19 protein-coding genes, 1 tRNA gene and 1 pseudogene are annotated in these 18,862 nt (G+C 59.6%); 10 read left to right on the plus strand and 11 right to left on the minus strand.

All coding sequences use genetic code 11. From position 1 onward, the window contains the following. The first annotated feature begins 19 nt into the window (after nt 1-19). From FHX08_RS16715 to FHX08_RS16730, 4 genes are all read left to right on the plus strand, one after another. Nucleotides 20-871 carry an alpha/beta fold hydrolase gene (locus FHX08_RS16715; protein WP_132653117.1) on the plus strand — a complete coding sequence of 284 codons (852 nt, stop codon included), beginning with the start codon at nt 20-22 and terminating at the stop codon, nt 869-871. Nucleotides 872-1,024: 153 nt separating this feature from the next. Beyond that, nucleotides 1,025-1,294, plus strand: a complete 270-nt coding sequence (gene rpsO, locus FHX08_RS16720; RefSeq protein WP_132653118.1) for a 30S ribosomal protein S15 — start codon at nt 1,025-1,027, stop codon at nt 1,292-1,294. A 334-nt stretch (nt 1,295-1,628) separates the two neighbouring features. Then, a complete protein-coding gene (gene pnp, locus FHX08_RS16725) occupies nt 1,629-3,779 on the plus strand; it encodes a polyribonucleotide nucleotidyltransferase (protein WP_184327336.1) in 2,151 nt (716 codons plus the stop codon). Nucleotides 3,780-3,910: 131 nt separating this feature from the next. Continuing rightward, nucleotides 3,911-4,927, plus strand: a complete 1,017-nt coding sequence (locus FHX08_RS16730) for a class I SAM-dependent methyltransferase (RefSeq protein ID WP_132653120.1) — start codon at nt 3,911-3,913, stop codon at nt 4,925-4,927. A gap of 45 nt (nt 4,928-4,972) precedes the next feature. Here FHX08_RS16730 and fabI read toward each other — a convergent pair whose 3' ends face one another. The 3 genes from fabI to fabA are packed head-to-tail and all read right to left on the minus strand — an operon-like array spanning nt 4,973 to nt 7,578. After that, a complete protein-coding gene (gene fabI, locus FHX08_RS16735) occupies nt 4,973-5,779 on the minus strand; it encodes an enoyl-ACP reductase FabI (protein WP_132653121.1) in 807 nt (268 codons plus the stop codon). A 4-nt stretch (nt 5,780-5,783) separates the two neighbouring features. After that, on the minus strand, nt 5,784-7,016 hold the full coding sequence (fabB, locus tag FHX08_RS16740) for a beta-ketoacyl-ACP synthase I (RefSeq protein ID WP_132653122.1): 1,233 nt from the start codon (nt 7,014-7,016) through the stop codon (nt 5,784-5,786). Nucleotides 7,017-7,062: 46 nt separating this feature from the next. Continuing rightward, nucleotides 7,063-7,578: a 3-hydroxyacyl-[acyl-carrier-protein] dehydratase FabA gene (fabA, locus tag FHX08_RS16745; RefSeq protein ID WP_112564876.1), complete on the minus strand. Its 516-nt coding sequence runs from the start codon at nt 7,576-7,578 to the stop codon at nt 7,063-7,065. Between the two features lie 302 nt (nt 7,579-7,880). Between fabA and irrA the strand changes: the two genes are divergently transcribed. Then, nucleotides 7,881-8,300 (plus strand): iron response transcriptional regulator IrrA, encoded by a 420-nt coding sequence (gene irrA, locus FHX08_RS16750; protein WP_132653123.1) that lies wholly within the window; start codon nt 7,881-7,883, stop codon nt 8,298-8,300. 3 nt (nt 8,301-8,303) lie between these two features. On the opposite strand, the gene FHX08_RS16755 is transcribed toward irrA, so the two are convergent. Then, a complete protein-coding gene (locus tag FHX08_RS16755) occupies nt 8,304-8,939 on the minus strand; it encodes a trimeric intracellular cation channel family protein (protein ID WP_132653124.1) in 636 nt (211 codons plus the stop codon). Between the two features lie 113 nt (nt 8,940-9,052). Between FHX08_RS16755 and FHX08_RS16760 the strand changes: the two genes are divergently transcribed. Further along, a complete protein-coding gene (locus FHX08_RS16760) occupies nt 9,053-9,523 on the plus strand; it encodes a hypothetical protein (protein ID WP_132653125.1) in 471 nt (156 codons plus the stop codon). Between the two features lie 3 nt (nt 9,524-9,526). Here FHX08_RS16760 and FHX08_RS31460 read toward each other — a convergent pair. The 4 genes and pseudogenes from FHX08_RS31460 to FHX08_RS16775 form a co-directional block, all read right to left on the minus strand. Further along, nucleotides 9,527-9,733, minus strand: a pseudogene (locus FHX08_RS31460) (YdcF family protein); the annotation flags it as partial. 68 nt (nt 9,734-9,801) lie between these two features. Further along, the gene (locus FHX08_RS16765) at nt 9,802-10,524 is read right to left on the minus strand and encodes a YoaK family protein (protein ID WP_132653126.1); all 723 of its coding nucleotides are present in this window, start codon (nt 10,522-10,524) and stop codon (nt 9,802-9,804) included. Between the two features lie 148 nt (nt 10,525-10,672). Then, nucleotides 10,673-10,748: transfer RNA gene (locus FHX08_RS16770), tRNA-Ala, on the minus strand. A 148-nt stretch (nt 10,749-10,896) separates the two neighbouring features. Next, complete coding sequence (locus FHX08_RS16775; protein ID WP_132653127.1) at nt 10,897-11,277, minus strand: TIGR02300 family protein; 381 nt, start codon at nt 11,275-11,277, stop codon at nt 10,897-10,899. Nucleotides 11,278-11,553: 276 nt separating this feature from the next. Here FHX08_RS16775 and aroA point away from each other — a divergent pair, with 276 nt between their 5' ends. From aroA to rpsA, 4 genes are all read left to right on the plus strand, one after another. Further along, nucleotides 11,554-12,906 (plus strand): 3-phosphoshikimate 1-carboxyvinyltransferase, encoded by a 1,353-nt coding sequence (gene aroA, locus FHX08_RS16780; protein ID WP_132653128.1) that lies wholly within the window; start codon nt 11,554-11,556, stop codon nt 12,904-12,906. 1 nt (nt 12,907) lies between these two features. Continuing rightward, the gene (locus FHX08_RS16785) at nt 12,908-13,549 is read left to right on the plus strand and encodes an FMN-binding negative transcriptional regulator (protein WP_132653129.1); all 642 of its coding nucleotides are present in this window, start codon (nt 12,908-12,910) and stop codon (nt 13,547-13,549) included. Between the two features lie 4 nt (nt 13,550-13,553). After that, nucleotides 13,554-14,198 (plus strand): (d)CMP kinase, encoded by a 645-nt coding sequence (cmk, locus tag FHX08_RS16790; RefSeq protein ID WP_132653130.1) that lies wholly within the window; start codon nt 13,554-13,556, stop codon nt 14,196-14,198. A gap of 176 nt (nt 14,199-14,374) precedes the next feature. Then, the gene (gene rpsA, locus FHX08_RS16795) at nt 14,375-16,078 is read left to right on the plus strand and encodes a 30S ribosomal protein S1 (RefSeq protein WP_132653131.1); all 1,704 of its coding nucleotides are present in this window, start codon (nt 14,375-14,377) and stop codon (nt 16,076-16,078) included. A 75-nt stretch (nt 16,079-16,153) separates the two neighbouring features. On the opposite strand, the gene FHX08_RS16800 is transcribed toward rpsA, so the two are convergent. The 3 genes from FHX08_RS16800 to FHX08_RS16810 all read right to left on the minus strand — a co-directional run bounded on the left by FHX08_RS16800 (nt 16,154) and on the right by FHX08_RS16810 (nt 18,861). Continuing rightward, nucleotides 16,154-17,689: a hypothetical protein gene (locus FHX08_RS16800; protein WP_132653132.1), complete on the minus strand. Its 1,536-nt coding sequence runs from the start codon at nt 17,687-17,689 to the stop codon at nt 16,154-16,156. 224 nt (nt 17,690-17,913) lie between these two features. Continuing rightward, nucleotides 17,914-18,540: a ribonuclease D gene (locus FHX08_RS16805; protein WP_132653133.1), complete on the minus strand. Its 627-nt coding sequence runs from the start codon at nt 18,538-18,540 to the stop codon at nt 17,914-17,916. Between the two features lie 111 nt (nt 18,541-18,651). Then, nucleotides 18,652-18,861, minus strand: a complete 210-nt coding sequence (locus FHX08_RS16810; RefSeq protein ID WP_132653134.1) for a SlyX family protein — start codon at nt 18,859-18,861, stop codon at nt 18,652-18,654. Nucleotide 18,862 lies beyond the last annotated feature (1 nt).

The following is an 18,862-nucleotide window of genomic DNA, read 5'->3' on the forward strand; positions in this document are numbered from 1 at the left end:
CCAACCAAAGGGGAAGAATATGCGCAGAATTACACTGGGAATACTGACGTTCTTTTCGCTGTTTCTGACCGTTGCCAGCGCTCAATCCGCCGAGCGCTGGGCCGGCCTTCCTGCCTTTCCTGCGATGCCGACGCCCAAAACGAGCGGCATGGCGGATGTGAACGACATCAAGATGTATTACGCCGAGTATGGCGAAGGGGACCCTATCCTCTTCATCCATGGTGGACTTGGAAATGCCGACGTCTGGGGATATCAGGTCGCCGATTTTGCTAAGGATCATCTTGTCATCGTTGCCGATAGCCGCGGCCACGGGCGCTCGACGCGCAGCCAACAGCCTTTCGGTTATGATCTGATGACGTCCGACTATGTCGCGTTGCTCGACTATCTGAAGATCGGCAAGGTGACGCTGGTCGGATGGTCGGATGGCGGCATCATCGGCATCGACATGGCAATGAAGCATCCGGAAAAGCTTGTACGCGTCATCGCACAGGCGGCCAATGTCACGACCGACGGCGTAAAATCCGATGTGATGAACAACAAGACGTTCAACGATTACATCAACGTCGCCGGCGAATATTACAAGAAACTGTCGCCGACGCCGAACGAGTACGATGCCTTCGTCAACCAGATCTCCGATATGTGGGCAACACAGCCCGCCTGGACGGCAGCCGACCTCGGAAAGATCACAGTGCCGGTCACGCTCGCCATCGGGGACCACGACGAGGCCGTGAAGCTCGACCATACCGAAATGATGGCAAAGGAGATTCCGGGCGCAAAACTCGTCGTACTGAAGGATGCAAGCCATTTCGCCATGCTGCAGGATCCCGAGGGGTACGACGCGATGATCCGGAACGCCATTGCAGGGCCTTGAAACCCGCTGCGGGAGAGCCTCTTTCCATCGCTGCATAATTGGTTTATAGGCAGCGCCAGCATAGGGGCTATCCCCGATTGCATTCGCGGCCAAGGCTGGACGACATCCCGGCTTTTGGCGACTTGAAACTCCTCTCATAGAAAGGATTGTCCGATGTCGATCACTGCTGAGCGCAAGGCTGCGCTGATCAAGGAATACGCGACCGCCGAAGGCGATACCGGTTCCCCGGAAGTCCAGGTTGCGATCCTCACCGAGCGCATCAACAACCTGACCGAACACTTCAAGGACCACAAGAAGGATAACCATTCCCGCCGTGGTCTGCTGACGCTCGTTTCCAGCCGCCGCTCGCTTCTTGATTATCTCAAGAAGAAGGACGAAGGCCGCTACACCAAGCTGATCAATAGCCTGGGTATCCGCCGCTAATGATTTTCCGGCGGGCGAAGCACTTCGCCCGCCGGATATCTTTTCGGGAGTGCATTTCCCGGTGACATTTTCCAGGCGCGCGCTATCTGCGTGAATGGAAAGACGGCAGGCCCGGATGGGCCGGTTCTGCCAGACCAACCGTTGACCTGTCATGGGGCAGGATTGCCGGATGCTTTCGGCCAGAGTTTCTCAAGAGCTTTGGCCCGATTTCCCTTAGGGGAAATCGTCCGCTCAAAGCTTCCCGTTGTCTTGCCCGTGATACGTCACACTGATTGCGGTCGACCTGCGCTGCTCCTGATGGAGAAGGCGCGATGGCTGCATTGAAGGACAGGACATGTTCGATACACATACCGTAGAAATCGAGTGGGCGGGCCGCCCACTCAAGCTCGAGACCGGCAAGATCGCCCGTCAGGCTGACGGCGCCGTACTCGCCACCTATGGCGAAACCGTCGTTCTCGCGACCGTCGTTTCTGCCAAGGCTCCGAAGCCCGGCCAGGACTTTTTCCCGTTGACGGTCAACTACCAGGAAAAGACCTACGCAGCCGGCAAGATCCCCGGCGGCTACTTCAAGCGTGAGGGCCGTCCGAGCGAAAACGAAACCCTCGTTTCCCGCCTGATCGACCGTCCGATCCGTCCGCTCTTTCCGGAAGGCTACAAGAACGATACGCAGGTCGTCGTCACCGTCGTCCAGCATGACCTCGAGAACGATCCGGACATCCTGTCCATGGTCGCCACTTCTGCTGCTCTGACGCTCTCCGGCGTTCCCTTCATGGGCCCGGTCGGCGGCGCGCGCGTCGGCTATATCAACGGCGAATACGTCCTGAACCCGCATCTCGACGAGATGGACGAGTCGACCCTCGACCTCGTCGTTGCCGGCACTTACGATGCCGTTCTGATGGTTGAATCCGAAGCCAAGGAACTGCCGGAAGATGTCATGCTCGGCGCCGTCATGTTTGGCCACAAGGGCTTCCAGCCGGTTCTCGACGCGATCATCAAGCTCGCCGAAGTCGCCGCCAAGGAACCGCGCGACTTCCAGCCGGAAGACTATTCCGAACTCGAAGGCGAAATGCTGAAGCATTTCGAAGCCGAACTGCGCGAAGCTTACAAGATCACTCAGAAGGCTGATCGTTACGCCGCCGTCGACGCCGTCAAGGCAAAAGTCAAGGCTCACTTCCTGCCGGAAGGCGTTGAAGCCAAGTATACGGCCGAAGAAGTCGGCGCAATCTTCAAGCACCTGCAGGCCAAGATCGTTCGCTGGAACATTCTCGACACCAAGAGCCGCATCGACGGTCGCGACCTGGAAACGGTTCGCCCGATCGTTGCCGAAGTCGGCCTGCTGCCGCGTACGCACGGTTCGGCCCTCTTCACCCGCGGTGAGACGCAGGCGATCGTCGTTGCCACGCTCGGCACCGGCGAAGACGAACAGTATGTCGACAGCCTGACGGGCATGTACAAAGAGCAGTTCATGCTCCACTACAACTTCCCGCCCTACTCCGTCGGTGAAACCGGCCGCATGGGTTCGCCGGGCCGCCGCGAAATCGGCCACGGCAAGCTCGCGTGGCGCGCCATCCACCCGATGCTGCCGTCGGCTGAGCAGTTCCCCTACACGCTGCGCGTCGTGTCCGAAATCACCGAATCCAATGGTTCGTCTTCGATGGCGACTGTCTGCGGCACCTCGCTGGCGCTGATGGATGCCGGCGTTCCGCTGGCAAAGCCGGTTGCCGGTATCGCCATGGGTCTGATCCTCGAAGGCGATCGCTTCGCCGTCCTCTCGGACATTCTCGGTGATGAAGATCACCTCGGCGACATGGACTTCAAGGTTGCAGGTACCGCCGATGGCATCACCTCGCTGCAGATGGACATCAAGATCGCCGGCATTACCGAAGAGATCATGAAGGTCGCCCTTAAACAGGCGCAGAGCGGTCGTGCCCACATTCTCGGCGAAATGGCGAAGGCCATCACCGAAAGCCGCGGCCAGCTCGGCGAATTCGCTCCGCGCATCGAAGTCATGAACATTCCGGTCGACAAGATCCGCGAAGTCATCGGCTCCGGCGGCAAGGTCATCCGCGAAATCGTCGAAAAGACCGGTGCGAAGATCAACATCGAGGACGACGGCACCGTCAAGATCGCCTCTTCCTCGGGCAAGGAAATCGAAGCGGCCCGCAAGTGGATCCACTCGATCGTTGCCGAGCCGGAAATCGGCCAGATCTACGAAGGCACTGTTGTCAAGACAGCCGACTTCGGCGCCTTCGTCAACTTCTTCGGTGCCCGTGACGGTCTCGTCCATATCTCCCAGCTCGCTTCCGAGCGCGTCGCCAAGACGACCGATGTCGTCAAGGAAGGAGACAAGGTCTGGGTCAAGCTGCTCGGCTTCGACGAACGCGGCAAGGTTCGCCTCTCCATGAAGGTCGTCGACCAGGCCACCGGCCAGGAAATCCCGGCGGCCGAAAAGGGCGACAAGAAGAAGGACGAAGCGGCCGAATAAGCTGCGCCTTCTCCTCTGATATCGGGCGCGGGACTGTTTCCGCGCCCTTTTTGTATTCGAGCTTTGCGCAATTGCGGACGGAAGCCCACTGCGCATTTTCCTGGAATTGCTCCAGATGACGGGACCAGACGATGAGCCGCGAGACGCTTAAGACCCTCTTTCATCCCTTTGCCAGTGAAACCATCGCGCCGCCCGGCGAAGGCCAGCGTGTGCTCTTCCTCGGCGCTGAGGCGGGCTTTGCGCTTCCCGAAGGCTTTGCCGCCTCGCTCGAGGCCGTACAGGGCTTCAAGCCGCTCTACAGGCAGCTTCTGGCGCAGCGTATCGAGGCCAAGCCCGAAATCGACGGCAACGATTACGACGCGGCGCTGGTGCTCTGCACCAAGCACAAGGGTGAGAACGAGGCCAATATCGCCGCGGCCGTTTCGCGCGTGAAGGCAGGGGGACTCATCCTCGTTGCCGGCGGCAAGGAAGACGGTATCCAGCCGCTGCGTAAACGCGTGGAAAACTTCGGCCTCGATATCGAACACATGCCGAAATATCATGGCGTTGCCCTCTGGTTCGGCCGGCCGGCCAATATCAGCGAGATCGTTTCGAAATTCGGGACGTCGCCCGTGCGTGTCGAGGGCCGCTTCATCGCCTCGCCCGGTATGTTCTCGCATGACCGGCTCGATGCCGGGTCGCAGCTTCTCGCTTCTCGTCTGCCGACGGATTTTACCGGCGATGCGGCCGATTTCGGTGCCGGCTGGGGGTATCTTGCGGTCGAACTAGCTGAGAAGTCTCCAAATCTTGCCCGCCTTGACCTCTATGAGGCCAACTACGAGGCGCTGGAGGCCGCCAAGGCCAATCTGGCGGAGAACTGCCCGAACGCGCCTGCGCGCTTCTTCTGGCACGATCTGGCGGGTGAGCAAGTGCGCGACAAATACGACCTCGTCATCATGAACCCCCCTTTTCACGAGGGCCATGCAGCCGAGCCCTCGCTCGGCCAAGCGATGATCAAGACTGCCGCTTCTGCACTGCGCGGGGGCGGGCGGCTGATGCTGGTCGCCAATCGGGGCCTGCCCTATGAGCCGGTGCTCGCAGAGCACTTCAAGGAGAGCGGCGAGACCTGCCGCAACGCGCGTTTCAAAGTGCTGTGGGCAAGGAAATAAAAAAGGCAGCCCTTGGCCGCCTTTTCTTTGAAGCTCTGCCCCGCCTTATTCGACGTCTGCCTTGCGCAGCGTCTCCAGCGTCGGCATCGACGTGATGTTGTAGCCGGCATCGACGAAATGGATTTCACCGGTCACGCCGGTCGACAGATCCGAAAGCAGGTAGAGCGCCGAGCTGCCGACCTGATCGATGGTGACGGTCTTGCGCAGCGGCGCATTGCGCTGGTTCCACGATAGGATGGCGCGAGCGTCCGAGATACCAGCGCCGGCGAGCGTGCGAATCGGGCCTGCGGAGATGGCGTTGACACGGATGCCGCGCGGGCCGTAATCGGCGGCCAGATAGCGCACGGACGCTTCCAGGGCTGCCTTGGCGACACCCATGACGTTGTAGTTGGGGATGACGCGCGTGGAACCGTTATAGGTCAGCGTCAGCATCGCACCGCCATCTTCCATCAGCGGCGCACAGCGCTTGGCGATCTCCGTGAAGGAGAAGCAGGAAATGACCATGGTGCGGCTGAAATTCTCACGCGTCGTATCGGCGTAAAGGCCCTTAAGCTCGTTCTTGTCTGAAAAGCCGATCGCATGAACGATGAAATCGAGCTTGCCCCAACGCTCCCTGATCGTATCGATGACCGTATCGACCGAAGCGATATCCTCGACATCGCAAGGCAGGAGAAAATCGGATCCGAGTTCGGCTGCAAGCGGCTTGACGCGCTTTCCGAGGGCCTCGCCCTGAAACGTGAAAGCCAGTTCGGCGCCCTGGGCAGCAAGCGCCTTAGAAATCCCCCAAGCGATCGAATGATTGTTTGCGACGCCCATGATGAGGCCGCGCTTACCCTGCATGATTCCCGTCATGTTATTATCCGTTGTAGCGCTGGAATACGAGCGTGGCGTTGGTGCCGCCGAAGCCGAAAGAGTTGGAGAGAGCAATATCGATTTTGGCATTGTCGATGCGCTTGCGGACAATCGGCACGCCTTCAAATTCAGGGTCGAGTTCTGTGATATGCGCGCTTTCGCCGATGAAGCCTTCCTGCATCATCAGCAGCGAATAGATTGATTCCTGCACGCCGGCAGCACCAAGCGAGTGACCAGTCAACGATTTAGTGGACTGAATGTGCGGCAGCTTATCACCGAAAACCTCGCGGATGGCGCCGATTTCCTTGCTGTCGCCGACCGGCGTCGAGGTGCCGTGCGTATTGATGTAATCGACGTCACCCTTCACGGTCGCCAGCGCCTGGCGCATGCAGCGGATGGCACCTTCGCCCGAGGGAGCGACCATGTCATAGCCGTCCGAGGTGGCACCGTAGCCGATGATCTCGGCATAGATCTTGGCGCCGCGCGCCTTGGCATGTTCCAGCTCCTCAAGGACGAGCACACCCGCACCGCCGGCGATGACGAAGCCGTCACGGCTGACGTCATAGGCGCGCGAAGCGCTCTCCGGGGTATCGTTGTACTTCGAGGACATGGCACCCATGGCGTCGAAGAGGTTCGACATGGTCCAGTCGAGGTCTTCGTGGCCACCGGCAAACATCATGTCCTGCTTGCCCCACTGGATCATTTCCACGGCATTGCCGATGCAGTGCGCGGATGTGGAGCAGGCTGACGAGATCGAATAATTGACACCATGGATCTTGAACCAGGTGGCGAGCGTTGCCGATGCGGTGGACGACATGGCCTTCGGCACGGCGAAGGGGCCGATGCGTTTCGGGCTGTTGTTCTTGACAGTGATCTCCGCCGCTTCGATGAGCGTGCGCGTGGACGGGCCGCCGGAGCCCATGATGATGCCGACGCGCTCGTTCTCACTGTATTCCTTTTCGTCCAGGCCGGAATCGGCGATCGCCTGTTTCATGGCGACATGGTTCCAGGCGCCACCCTGCGACAGGAAGCGCATGGCACGGCGGTCGACCAGTTCGGCGAGCTTGTCGGCACCGAGCTTGGGGCTGCCCCAAACCTGGCATTTGAAGCCGTGCTCGGCGAAATCGCTGGAGAAGGAAATTCCCGACTTTGCCTGCCGCAAGGATTCGGTGACTTCGGCTGCGTCGCTCCCGATCGAAGACACGACACCTAGACCCGTGACAACTACCCGTCTCATCTGATCAAACCCTTGTTGTTTTCGTGAGCCGCTCGCAATGCGGTTTTCAGGCCGTCTTGTCTTTCGAGAGACCGACGCGAAGATCGGTCGCCTGATAAATGGTTTCGCCGTCCGCCTTCAGCCAGCCATCGGCAGTGCCGAGCACCAGACGGCCGCGCATGACACGCTTGAAGTCGATACCGTATTCTATCAGCTTCGTGTGCGGACGAACCATGCCTTTGAATTTCACTTCACCGGTCGAGAGTGCCATGCCGCGACCTTCCTCTCCGAGCCAGCCCAGGAAGAAGCCCGTGAGCTGCCACATGCCATCGAGGCCAAGGCAGCCCGGCATGATCGGATTGCCTTCGAAGTGGCAGGGGAAATACCAGTCGTCCGGGCGCACATCATATTCGGCACGCAGATAGCCCTTGTCGAAGGCGCCGCCCGTCTCGGAAATATCCGTGATGCGGTGAACCATGAGCATGGGCGGCAACGGCAGCTGTGCATTGCCAGGCCCGAACAGTTCACCATGTGCGCAGGCGATGAGTTCTTCGTACGAGTAACTAGACTGTCTGGTTGTCATAAATCTCTGTTTCCCCCCGCGTTCTTGCGATGGATGTGTGTCTTTAGTCCAAGTTCCTAAGAAAATGAAGCGCAAGCATGGCGGCTTCTTTTCTGAGTTCCCGACTGGGCCTGAGCCAATATTTGGTGGTCGCATACAGGAAGGCCAAGGCCGCGACCAGACCTAATTGCGTCAAAAGCCCGTTTTTGCGGCCTTTTGAGCCTCCTTGTCCCCATTGAACTATTGAAAGGCTTTTGCGCAAAAGTTATATCGCATTGAGGAAACCTGATTGCTTTATGCCAGAATAACTGGAGTTGGTGTTGATGACGGGTCAAGCCCCGATCGCCATAGAGGTAAGGCTGCGTGCCGCCGGCCTGCGCCCCACCCGGCAGCGCGTCGCGCTTGGCGATCTCTTGTTTGCCAAGGGTGACAGGCATCTGACCGTCGAAGAACTGCATGAGGAAGCGGTCGCCGCCGGCGTGCCTGTCTCGCTCGCGACCGTTTACAATACGCTGCACCAGTTCACCGAAGCAGGGATGATCCGCGTTCTCGCTGTCGAGAGCACCAAGACCTATTTCGACACCAACGTCTCCGACCACCATCACTTTTTCGTCGAAGGTGAAAACCAGGTGCTCGATATCCCGATCAGCAATCTGACCATCGACAATCTGCCGCCGCCGCCCAAGGGCATGGAAATCGCCCATGTCGACGTGGTGATCCGCCTGCGCCCGAAGCAGAGCTGATTTTCACATCACGTCATCAGGGTGTCGGCCGGGCTTGTGCTTGTAGGTCGGAAATGTCCATCCGAACCATAGGGCGCCGGCGCGTACTGCAAAGGCGGCTGCAACCCCACAGGCCGACGCGATATAGAGCTCCGCCCCAAGCGCATTGACGCTGGTAAACACCCCTGCCCCGACCAGAGCCGCCGTCACATAGATTTCCGGCCGCAGCAGCACCGAAGGCTCATTTGCCAGGAGATCGCGCAGGATGCCGCCGAAGGTCGCCGTCAAGGCACCGGTGACGATGGCAATCGTCGGTGAGCCGGTGGCGGCCAGTCCCTTGGCGGCACCAAGCACACAATAGGCAGCCAGACCGACTGCATCGAGCCAGATCAGCAGGCGATAGCGCGATTCCAGGAGATGGGCGGTAAAGAAGACAACGACGCCGACAATGCAGCAGATGACGATATAGAGCGGATTCAACACCCAGAAAACCGGTACGCGGCCGAGAATGATATCGCGCACCGTGCCGCCGCCTGTTCCCGTCACGATCGCGAAGAACAGGAAGCCGATCAGATCGAGCTGCTTGCGTGAGGCAGCCAGCGCGCCGGTAGCGGCGAAGAGGGCAATGCCGGCGTAATCGAGATAATTGAGCAATGACATCGAAGCCTCCGACCGGCGAAATGAGGCATTACTGAATCATCGCGGCAAGGGCGGCGCAAGGCGGCGCGCGCAGAATAGAAGGCCAGAAAGCCTTTATCCATAAGAGGAAAGCCGTGAAGCTGCTGCCCGTACTCCTGAACGTCGTTGTGCTGCTGGTCGAGCCGGTTGCGGCCTTCGCTCAGCAATCGCTGATCTCCGACCCCGAGATTTACGAGAAGAAACATTTCCAGGAGCAATGCACGGAAGCCTCCTTCGGCGATGGTTTCCTCATCCGTCAGGATATCAACAATGACGGGTTGATGGATGCCGTCATCAACGAGGGCGAACTCACCTGCGATGGTCATAAGGGACCGCAATGCAACGAAGATGGTTGCACCTATAATTTCTATCTGCAGGTCGCCGAAGGCGGTTACTTCATGATCGCGACCGCGCAGATCTTCGGCTATGATTTCGTGAAGCGGTTTGGCAATATGGTTCTCGCGATGAAGATGAATCCCCGCTTCTGCGACCGCACGAGCGGCGATCCCTGCGTAGTGACCACGCGTGTGCGCGGCGCAAAATTCGTCACCATCTCCAAGAAATAGGTTTCAGCGCGGAAAGAGCGCCGAGGTGCGGCCGGCGAGGTAGTAACCGACGAGGCCGTACCATTCGCGAAAGGCAGTCCCAGGTTCTGGCCGTTCCGGCTCGGCTGCGTAAGATCGAGACCAAGCGTGACATTGCCGGTGGTGCGGTAATCCATTGGCCAAGCACGATTCGATGCCGAGCTTGCGAAACAGGCCAATCGAACGCGGCATGGCTCAACTTCTCGCTAGGTACCGTTCGGTCTTCCTGCCCGCTTCGAAAGCGACCGCAATGGTCGGCATCACCTCGCGCGTACCGGATGCGGTTGAGGAGATGCAATCTTTTGATTAAACCGACGTTGCAGCGGGCGCGGAATGAACAAGGCTACAATCGCCAGCGCCATCGCGAAGATGGAGACCAGCCACAGCGCCTGCGCGCCCACAAGACGTGTCATGAGGGCACCGCTGACGGCACCAAGCATCATGCCGCCCCAGGGCACGATCTGAATGGTCCAGTCAACGCGCCGGTCACCAATGATCCAGCGGCCTATGCCGCGGCCGAAGCGCGACAGCGCACCAGTCACATAGGTCAGACCGATCGGCAATCCTTCTACATGCTCGACCGCCGCATTCACCATGCCCATTGCGAGAACGATCGTATAGAACCGTGCCATCAACAGATCCTGCAGTGTCATCATCGAGGCCAATGCAAGCAAAAGGCTGACGCAGCAGAGCACGACGAAGATGCGCCGTTCGGCCCGGTGCGCGACGACGATCCCGGCGGCATTGCCGAGCACGAAGACGATGATGGCGGACAGCAGCACGGCGGCGTGCCTTACATCGCCGCTACTCAGAGCAAGAGCCCCCCGTGTCGTATTGCCCGTCATGAAGGAAACGAAATCGCCGGTCAGAAGCAGTCCGGTTGCATCCGTCATTCCCGCAAGAAAGGAGATCGCGCCGACCAGCGCCAGTCCGGTCGCAGTCCTGCGGGTTCTGATAATGCGGCGGCGTCTTGCTCGTGTCATGGTGTCCGGGTCCAGGAGGCGCCGAATCGGGTGACCTCAACCGATATAAAAACCCGCTTTCAGCCTTCGACAATACGACAACTGGCTAATGACGGAAAAATGCCAGTTATGTTGACCTGAAATGCCCGCTGAACTGCATTAGGAAATTTGGTGGAGCTAAGCGGGATCGAACCGCTGACCTCTTGCATGCCATGCAAGCGCTCTCCCAGCTGAGCTATAGCCCCATTAGGGTGGTCCGGACTGGCCGGTCCTGGGATACTCGGGAGGGCGTTCCCTCAGGAGTGGCGGCTTATTACTTGCGGTTTTCGCAGATGGCAAGCCTAAAAAATCCGGCCCGGAAAATTTTTGTCATCCGGGCCGCCGTTCGTCCTGTCAGACGTCGTCTTCGTCACCGGTGACGCCGATGATGTCGCTCATGTCGTCATCTTCATCGTCTTCATCGGCTTCGAGGAAGGTATCGTCATCATCGCCTTCGATTTCGACATCATCATCACCGATATCAGGGATATCATCGCCGGAAGCGCCGTCTTCAGCGTCTTCGAGCGAAACCAGTTCGACTTCGGTGTTTTCGGTATCGACCTCAGCAACCTCATCCTCGTCCTGAACTTCGGCGGTTGCCGAGGTTTCTTCGAAGAAGGACAGGGGATAGGACTTGCCCGTGTAAGGAGAAACGATCGGATCCCGGTTCAGGTCGTAGAACTTCTTGCCGGTTTCCGGATCGGTGCGCTTGGTTCCAAGTTCCGCTTTCGCCACTATAAGCCTCGTGAGAATGGCCGAATTCAACATTCGGCAAATGCCGTCAAATCGGCGTTCTGTTCGGAATTTATAAGCCGGTCCCCTTAATCGCTACGGCTTCCCGTGTCAAAGCTAAACTTCACAGGGCACTTCAGCCTTTTGCCCGGCATTCCGGATGACCGCTCGGCGAGTTTGTGCTAACCAGCCGCGATTGCCGCGGGGCTCGCTGGAAAAAATATGCTGGCACTGAGCTGTGAGCGGATTGAATATGTTGCCTTTGCAAGGGATTAACCCATGTCCCAAGGTTCCACACCGAAGCCGGCCATCGCTCGCAAATCTTCCGGGCTTTCCGGAACCGTCCGTATTCCCGGCGACAAGTCGATCTCGCATCGCGCGCTCATGCTCGGCGGGCTGGCATCGGGAGAAACGCGCATCACCGGCCTCCTCGAAGGCGAGGATGTGCTCAATACCGGCAAAGCGATGCAGGCGATGGGCGCCGTGATCCGCAAGGACGGCGGCGAATGGATTGTCAACGGGACAGGTAATGGCGCCTTGCTGGCATCGGAATCCCCGCTCGATTTCGGCAATTCAGGCACCGGCGCGCGCCTGTCCATGGGCCTTGCCGGCGTCTATGATTTCGACACCGTCCTTGTTGGCGACGCTTCGCTGTCCCGTCGCCCAATGGGCCGCGTGCTCGACCCGTTGCGTCGTATGGGCGTGCAGGTGAAGGCCGTAGAGGGCGATCGTCTGCCGGTCATGCTGCGCGGACCGGAAACGCCGGCCCCGATCCATTACACCTTGCCCGTCGCCTCGGCGCAGGTGAAATCGGCGGTGCTGCTTGCCGGCCTCAATATACCGGGTGTGACGACGGTTATCGAGCCGGCGATCACGCGTGACCATACCGAAAAGATGCTGGTCGGTTTCGGCGCAGAATTGTCGATCGAGACTGACAAGGACGGTACACGGACGATCCGGCTGCAGGGGCGCGGCAGGCTGACCGGCCAGGTAATCGAGGTGCCCGGCGATCCCTCTTCTGCCGCCTTCCCGCTTATCGCAGCTTTGCTGGTGCCCGGCTCCGACATCACAATTTCCAATGTGCTGATGAATCCGACACGAACGGGGCTGATCCTGACGCTGCAGGAGATGGGCGCCGATATCCAGATTCTCAATCTCCGCCTGGCAGGCGGCGAGGACGTGGCGGATCTGCGCGTGCGCCACTGCGAACTGACAGGCGTCAGCGTACCGGCAGAGCGTGCGCCGGCGATGATCGACGAATATCCTGTGCTTGCGGTTGCCGCCGCCTTTGCGAAAGGCAAGAGCATCATGAACGGCCTGCAGGAATTGCGGGTCAAAGAATCGGATCGTCTCTCTGCCGTTGCGGACGGACTCAAGCTCAACGGCGCCGAATGCGAGGAGGGCCAGGACTGGCTTTCCGTAACCGGTCGGCCTGACGGCAAGGGGCTTGGCAATGCAGCGGGTGAGCGGGTCGTCACGCACCTCGACCATCGTATCGCTATGAGCTTCCTTGTCATGGGGCTGGCTTCGGAGCATCCTGTCGGGATCGACGACAGCAATATGATCGCCACCAGCTTTCCGCAGTTCATGGATCTGATGAAGAGCCTCGGGGCAAGGATCGAGCAGGCCTGACATGTATCAGCCACCGCATTTCCGTGAAGACGATCTTGGCGTGCAGCACGCGTTGATGCGCGCACACCCGCTTGGTCTGCTGATTACGGCAGGCGCCTCCGGGTTGATCGCCAATTCCCTGCCGTTCCATCTCGATGCCGACGCATCGGAGAAAGGTACGCTTCGATTGCATCTGGCACGAGCGAACGAGCAGTGGCGCGATATCGCCGCTGGTGCACCAGTGCTTGTCGTCTTCCAAGGCGCCAATTCCTATGTCACGCCTTCCTGGTACAGGACGAAGGCCGAGACCGGCAAAGTGGTACCGACTTGGAACTATGCGATCGTACAGGCGCGCGGCCCGGCCCGGGTGATCGAGGATAGCGGCTGGCTGCTTTCACAGATCAACGCGATTACCGGCGAACATGAGGGCCAGCGCGAAAAACCGTGGTCCATCGGCGATGCGCCTGATGATTTCATCCGCTCCCAGCTCAAGGGCATCATCGGCATCGAAATCGAGATCACCGAGATCGAAGGCAAGTGGAAGGTGAGCCAGAACCGGCCGATTGCCGACCGGGAGGGTGTTGCCAAGGGCCTAGGCGAAATGGCAGAGCAGGCGGAAATGCAGGAATTGGTGCGCCGCTACGGCGGCCTCGGCACGGAATGATTTTATGACCGACAGCTTCGTCATCGCTATCGACGGCCCCGCCGCGGCGGGCAAGGGTACGCTTTCGCGAGGGATCGCAGAGCACTACGGCTTTCACCATCTCGATACCGGCCTCACTTACCGGGCGACCGCCAAGGCGCTGATCGACGCCGGACTGCCGCTCGATGATGAAACCATTGCCGAAAAGATAGCGCGCGAGGTTGAACTGGGCGGTTTGGATCGCGATATATTGTCCAAACACGAGATCGGCGAAGCTGCCTCGAAGATTGCCGTGATGCCGTCGGTCCGACGGGCACTGGTCGAGGCGCAGCGGCGGTTTTCGGAGAAGGCGCCGGGGACGGTTCTCGACGGCCGCGACATCGGCACCGTCGTCTGCCCCGCGGCCCCGGTGAAACTTTTTGTGACGGCATCGCCGGAAGTGCGTGCAAAACGCCGCTACGACGAGATTATCGGCAAGGGCGGCTCGGCGGATTTCGATGGCATTTTCGAAGACGTCAAGCGACGCGACGATCGGGACATGAACCGGGCGGACAGCCCGATGAAGCCGGCAGTCGATGCACACTTGCTTGACACGTCGGAAATGAGTATAGAGGCCGCGTTTCAAGCTGCTAAGTCGTTTATCGACGCTGCCTTGAGCCGAAATGCCTAAAACAGCAATTTCCGTGCTTCGTGCGCGGGACGCCATGCGAAAGCAAGCCTGAAATTCCGTCCAAGCGCCGGATTGCCTTCTTGAAAGAGGGGCGGACTGGGTTCAGGCCCATTCAACTCGAACCAACCGGCGCATACGTGAGCCTTGACGCTATCGAAGGCCACGCAGGAGATTTTATGTCAGTAGCAACTCCCTCTCGCGAGGATTTCGCGGCCCTTCTCGAAGAGTCCTTTGCCAAGAATGATTTGGCTGAAGGCTATGTTACCAAGGGTATCGTCACGGGCATCGAAAAGGATGTCGCCGTTGTTGACGTTGGCCTGAAGGTCGAAGGCCGCATTGCGCTCAAGGAATTCGGCGCACGTGCCAAGGACGGTTCGCTGAAGGTCGGCGACGAAGTCGAAGTTTACGTTGAGCGCATCGAAAACGCCCTGGGCGAAGCTGTTCTGTCGCGCGAGAAGGCTCGCCGCGAAGAAAGCTGGATCAAGCTCGAAGCCAAGTTCGAAGCTGGCGAGCGCGTCGAAGGTGTTATCTTCAACCAGGTCAAGGGCGGCTTCACGGTCGATCTCGACGGTGCGATCGCCTTCCTGCCGCGTTCTCAGGTCGACATCCGTCCGATCCGCGACGTTACGCCCCTCATGCACAACCCGCAGCCCTTCGAAATCCTCAAGATGGACAAGCGCCGCGGCAACATCGTGGTTTCGCGTCGTACGGTTCTGGAAGAATCCCGTGCCGAGCAGCGTTCTGAAATCGTTCAGAACCTCGAAGAAGGCCAGGTTGTTGACGGCGTCGTCAAGAACATCACCGATTATGGTGCGTTCGTTGACCTCGGCGGCATCGACGGCCTGCTGCACGTCACCGACATGGCGTGGCGCCGTGTGAACCATCCGTCGGAAATCCTGAACATCGGCCAGCAGGTCAAGGTTCAGATCATCCGCATCAACCAGGAAACCCACCGTATCTCGCTCGGCATGAAGCAGCTCGAGTCCGATCCGTGGGATGGCATTCAGGCCAAGTATCCGGAAGGCAAGAAGATCTCCGGTACCGTCACGAACATCACCGATTACGGTGCGTTCGTCGAGCTGGAGCCAGGCATCGAAGGCCTGATCCACATCTCGGAAATGTCCTGGACCAAGAAGAACGTCCACCCCGGCAAGATCCTGTCCACGAGCCAGGAAGTCGAAGTCGTCGTTCTCGAAGTCGATCCGTCCAAGCGCCGTATCTCGCTCGGCCTCAAGCAGACGCTGGAAAACCCGTGGGCAGCATTCGCCCGCAGCCATCCGGCCGGCACTGAGGTTGAAGGCGAAGTCAAGAACAAGACCGAATTCGGCCTGTTCATCGGCCTCGACGGCGATGTCGACGGCATGGTCCACCTCTCCGACCTCGACTGGAATCGTCCGGGCGAGCAGGTTATCGAGGAGTACAACAAGGGCGACGTCGTCAAGGCTGTCGTTCTGGACGTCGACGTCGAGAAGGAGCGCATCTCGCTCGGCATCAAGCAGCTCGGCAAGGACTCGGTCGGCGAAGCTGCAGCTTCCGGCGACCTGCGCAAGAACGCCGTCGTTTCGGCTGAAGTCATCGCTGTCAACGACGGCGGTATCGAAGTGAAGCTCGTCAACCACGAAGACATCACTTCCTTCATCCGTCGCGCCGACCTCGCTCGCGATCGCGACGAGCAGCGTCCGGAACGCTTCTCGGTCGGCCAGACTGTCGATGCCCGCGTTACCAACTTCTCCAAGAAGGACCGCAAGATCATGCTGTCCATTAAGGCTCTGGAAATCGCGGAAGAGAAGGAAGCCGTCGCACAGTTCGGTTCGTCCGACTCGGGCGCTTCGCTCGGCGACATCCTCGGCGCGGCTCTGAAGAACCGCGGCGGCGAATAATCCTTCGCTGATCCCTTAGAATTGAAGAACCCGCCGGAGCGATCCGGCGGGTTTTTCGTTTAGATTACTGGCTGGCTACTCCCATCCGACCATGCGCTGGTAGAGGGCATAGACCGGGTCGGCGACCGTTACCGGCGCGGTGGACGGGTCGGGATCAAACATCTTCGGCTGGCGCCGCTCCTCCCGCGGAGCTTCCCCGTCGCCGGCCTGCTGTTCATCGCCGCCCCGACCGGATTGCGCCTGCTGTTGCTGCTGATCCTGCGAACCATCGTTCTCATGATGGCGACGAGGAGGCTCGTCGGCCTTGGCCGCCTTATATTCATCGCGGGCGAACTGATATGGCGTCTGCGCATATGGGAGACCGTCCGGCATACGTGCCGCGAGCGGAACATATGAGGGCAGCTCGGCGACTGCGCCGGGAACCGGTTGCGGCTGGGCGGCGATTTCCCTGTCAGGACGAGGCGCCTGGGCGACCGCGGCAATTTCTGCCTGGGACGGACGAGAGGCCGGGGGGGCTTGGGCAGATGCGGGCTCGGCCACGTCGTCCGGTCTTGTGCGAACCAGGCTCTCCGTCGCCTCCATCATGACGGCCTCGTCCAGCATCGCATCGATTTCGACGGCTGCCTCGACAGGGACATCCATCAACAGAGCAGCGGCTTCCTGCTCGTGGATGATCGTCGCGATCATCTGCGAAACCTGTTCGGTCATGGAGCTGACAATGCCGGTCCAGTTACGCGGGATGACCGGATCAGCCTTGGCAGAGATCGCCTGCTGTTGAAGCTGCGGCAGGTCAACGGATTCGATCTGCTCCGCCGCTATGGTTTCCTGTTCGTTCGGCAATGAGACAGCCGGTGTCTCGTTGGTGTCCCGCAATGTGGCCGACTGTGGAGGAGTTTCACGCGTAACAGCCACAGAGCCAGCCTTCTGGGTTTCGGCGGCAATGTCGGTCATGTCGGCTGCAGCGACAAGGGCTTCAGCTCGCGTGGTCTCTTCGGCTGCCACGGGCAGGGCCACATTTTCGGCAGGCTTTGCTGTCGGCAGACGAGTGCCGGATTCCTGAAGCTGGATTTCCGGCCGCGCTTCGGCGCGCGGCGGTGGCGAGGCGTCATTCTGACCATATGAGCGCACGACGGCGCGGGCCGCGAGATCGCGGTCCTTGTAACGGACGGTCTCAAGATAGGCGATCACGCGGGCGGCCTGCAGGCCAGTGGGGTCTTTGAGGGCCGCGGCGACCATCCTCAGGGGCAGGCTGTGGCCGTCTTCGGAAAGCTGACGCTCGACTTCGTCGATCTCGGCGTCGGGCAGGCGGCGGATGGCATCAGCAACACGAGCGGCAAAAGCCTGATCGGTCTCACCTTCGCTTCGCTGCAGCGAGATGGTCCGCCCCGTGGCATTGATGATGTCGAGAAGCGCTTCGATCATGCGCTGCCGCGCGGCAATGAGCAGAATATTGAGCTTGCCCGCAATCGCGGCGTTCAGGTCGGCTGCTTCAACCGCATTCACCGGGGCGGGGGCGACCACCGAACGGTCGAGGCCACTGGCAACGACTGCCGCCGTCTGGCCTTGAGAAGAAAGGCTTGCATTGGACGCTGAACGAATGGGAGACAACACAGGCATGCTCCTTTCGCAAAGTGGCTATGAAAGCAGGTTCACAAAAGGACCGTGCTCATCCGGTCCCCAGCATCCTGGCAGATCCTCCTGTCCGCGTCGGCGCAATTTTCCGCGCTATCGAATGCATAAAAATTGATAATAATGTTAACGAAAACGTCTTAACGAATAGCTAACGGCCGCAGACGATATCCGCGGCCGTACCGGCATGTCCGAAGAAATGCGTCTCAGCTATGGGCGAAGATATCGGCCTCTTCCCAGCCGAGAAGATCGAGCTTAGCGCGCGTCGGCAGGAACTCGAAGCAGGCCGTCGCATGCTCCAGGCGGCCATCTCGGATAAGGCGCTGGTTCAGCTTGTCACGCAGCGCATGCAGATAGAGCACGTCGGAGGCAGCATATTCGAGCTGCGCCGGGGACAGCGTTTCGGCCGCCCAATCGGAGGACTGCTGAGCCTTGGAAATATCGACTTCCAGCATTTCCTTGAGAATATCTTTCAGGCCATGACGATCCGTGTAAGTGCGGGTCAGGCGTGAAGCGATCTTGGTGCAGAAGACTGGTGTCGTCGTGACACCGAAGGTATGGAAGAGCACAGCGATATCGAAGCGACCGTAATGAAAGATCTTCTGGCGCGACGGATCGGCAAGCAGTGCAACGAGATTCGGCGCCTCTTTCTGGCCGGCCGCAATACGAATCACATCGGCTGATCCGTCGCCGGGCGAAAGCTGCACGACGCAGAGGCGGTCCCGGCGCGGCACGAGGCCGAGAGTTTCAGTATCGATCGCGATGGCGCCGGTATAACGGGCGGCATCCGCTGCAGAAATATCGCCTTGATGAGAACGGATGGTGACAGCCATGGAATGTCTCTCGGTCAGCTTTGTCTTTCCGGGGCTATATCGCAAAGGGCGGACGCGCGAAACCGCTTTCCTGCGTAGCCGGCCACGAGGTGGCCGCGCTACAGGCCCCGCTCAATAATGTGGCGGTTTGGTGATCGCCGGCGCTTCCAGCGATTGTTCTTCGAGGCTCAGGAAACGCTCAGTCAGCCGATCGAGCTTCGCTCGCGTCTGCTCGACGACCTTCCATTGTTCTGCAAGCTGATCGGAAAGCTCCTCGATCGTCCTTGCCTGATGCGCCAGCATTTCTTCCAACTTAGTGACACGGGCTGTCTCGTCGGACATC

It is taken from the genome of Rhizobium sp. BK529 (genome assembly GCF_014194105.1).
In the GTDB taxonomy this organism is placed as follows: Bacteria; Pseudomonadota; Alphaproteobacteria; order Rhizobiales; family Rhizobiaceae; genus Rhizobium.

What these genes read in the sequence shown, in the direction of transcription:
- FHX08_RS16715 (WP_132653117.1), top strand. Translation starts at nt 20, where the DNA reads ATGCGCAGAATTACACTGGGAATACTGACGTTCTTTTCGCTGTTTCTG.
- rpsO (WP_132653118.1), top strand. Translation starts at nt 1,025, where the DNA reads ATGTCGATCACTGCTGAGCGCAAGGCTGCGCTGATCAAGGAATACGCG.
- pnp (WP_184327336.1), top strand. Translation starts at nt 1,629, where the DNA reads ATGTTCGATACACATACCGTAGAAATCGAGTGGGCGGGCCGCCCACTC.
- FHX08_RS16730 (WP_132653120.1), top strand. Translation starts at nt 3,911, where the DNA reads ATGAGCCGCGAGACGCTTAAGACCCTCTTTCATCCCTTTGCCAGTGAA.
- fabI (WP_132653121.1), bottom strand. Translation starts at nt 5,779, where the DNA reads ATGACGGGAATCATGCAGGGTAAGCGCGGCCTCATCATGGGCGTCGCA.
- fabB (WP_132653122.1), bottom strand. Translation starts at nt 7,016, where the DNA reads ATGAGACGGGTAGTTGTCACGGGTCTAGGTGTCGTGTCTTCGATCGGG.
- fabA (WP_112564876.1), bottom strand. Translation starts at nt 7,578, where the DNA reads ATGACAACCAGACAGTCTAGTTACTCGTACGAAGAACTCATCGCCTGC.
- irrA (WP_132653123.1), top strand. Translation starts at nt 7,881, where the DNA reads ATGACGGGTCAAGCCCCGATCGCCATAGAGGTAAGGCTGCGTGCCGCC.
- FHX08_RS16755 (WP_132653124.1), bottom strand. Translation starts at nt 8,939, where the DNA reads ATGTCATTGCTCAATTATCTCGATTACGCCGGCATTGCCCTCTTCGCC.
- FHX08_RS16765 (WP_132653126.1), bottom strand. Translation starts at nt 10,524, where the DNA reads ATGACACGAGCAAGACGCCGCCGCATTATCAGAACCCGCAGGACTGCG.
- aroA (WP_132653128.1), top strand. Translation starts at nt 11,554, where the DNA reads ATGTCCCAAGGTTCCACACCGAAGCCGGCCATCGCTCGCAAATCTTCC.
- FHX08_RS16785 (WP_132653129.1), top strand. Translation starts at nt 12,908, where the DNA reads ATGTATCAGCCACCGCATTTCCGTGAAGACGATCTTGGCGTGCAGCAC.
- cmk (WP_132653130.1), top strand. Translation starts at nt 13,554, where the DNA reads ATGACCGACAGCTTCGTCATCGCTATCGACGGCCCCGCCGCGGCGGGC.
- rpsA (WP_132653131.1), top strand. Translation starts at nt 14,375, where the DNA reads ATGTCAGTAGCAACTCCCTCTCGCGAGGATTTCGCGGCCCTTCTCGAA.
- FHX08_RS16805 (WP_132653133.1), bottom strand. Translation starts at nt 18,540, where the DNA reads ATGGCTGTCACCATCCGTTCTCATCAAGGCGATATTTCTGCAGCGGAT.
- FHX08_RS16810 (WP_132653134.1), bottom strand. Translation starts at nt 18,861, where the DNA reads ATGTCCGACGAGACAGCCCGTGTCACTAAGTTGGAAGAAATGCTGGCG.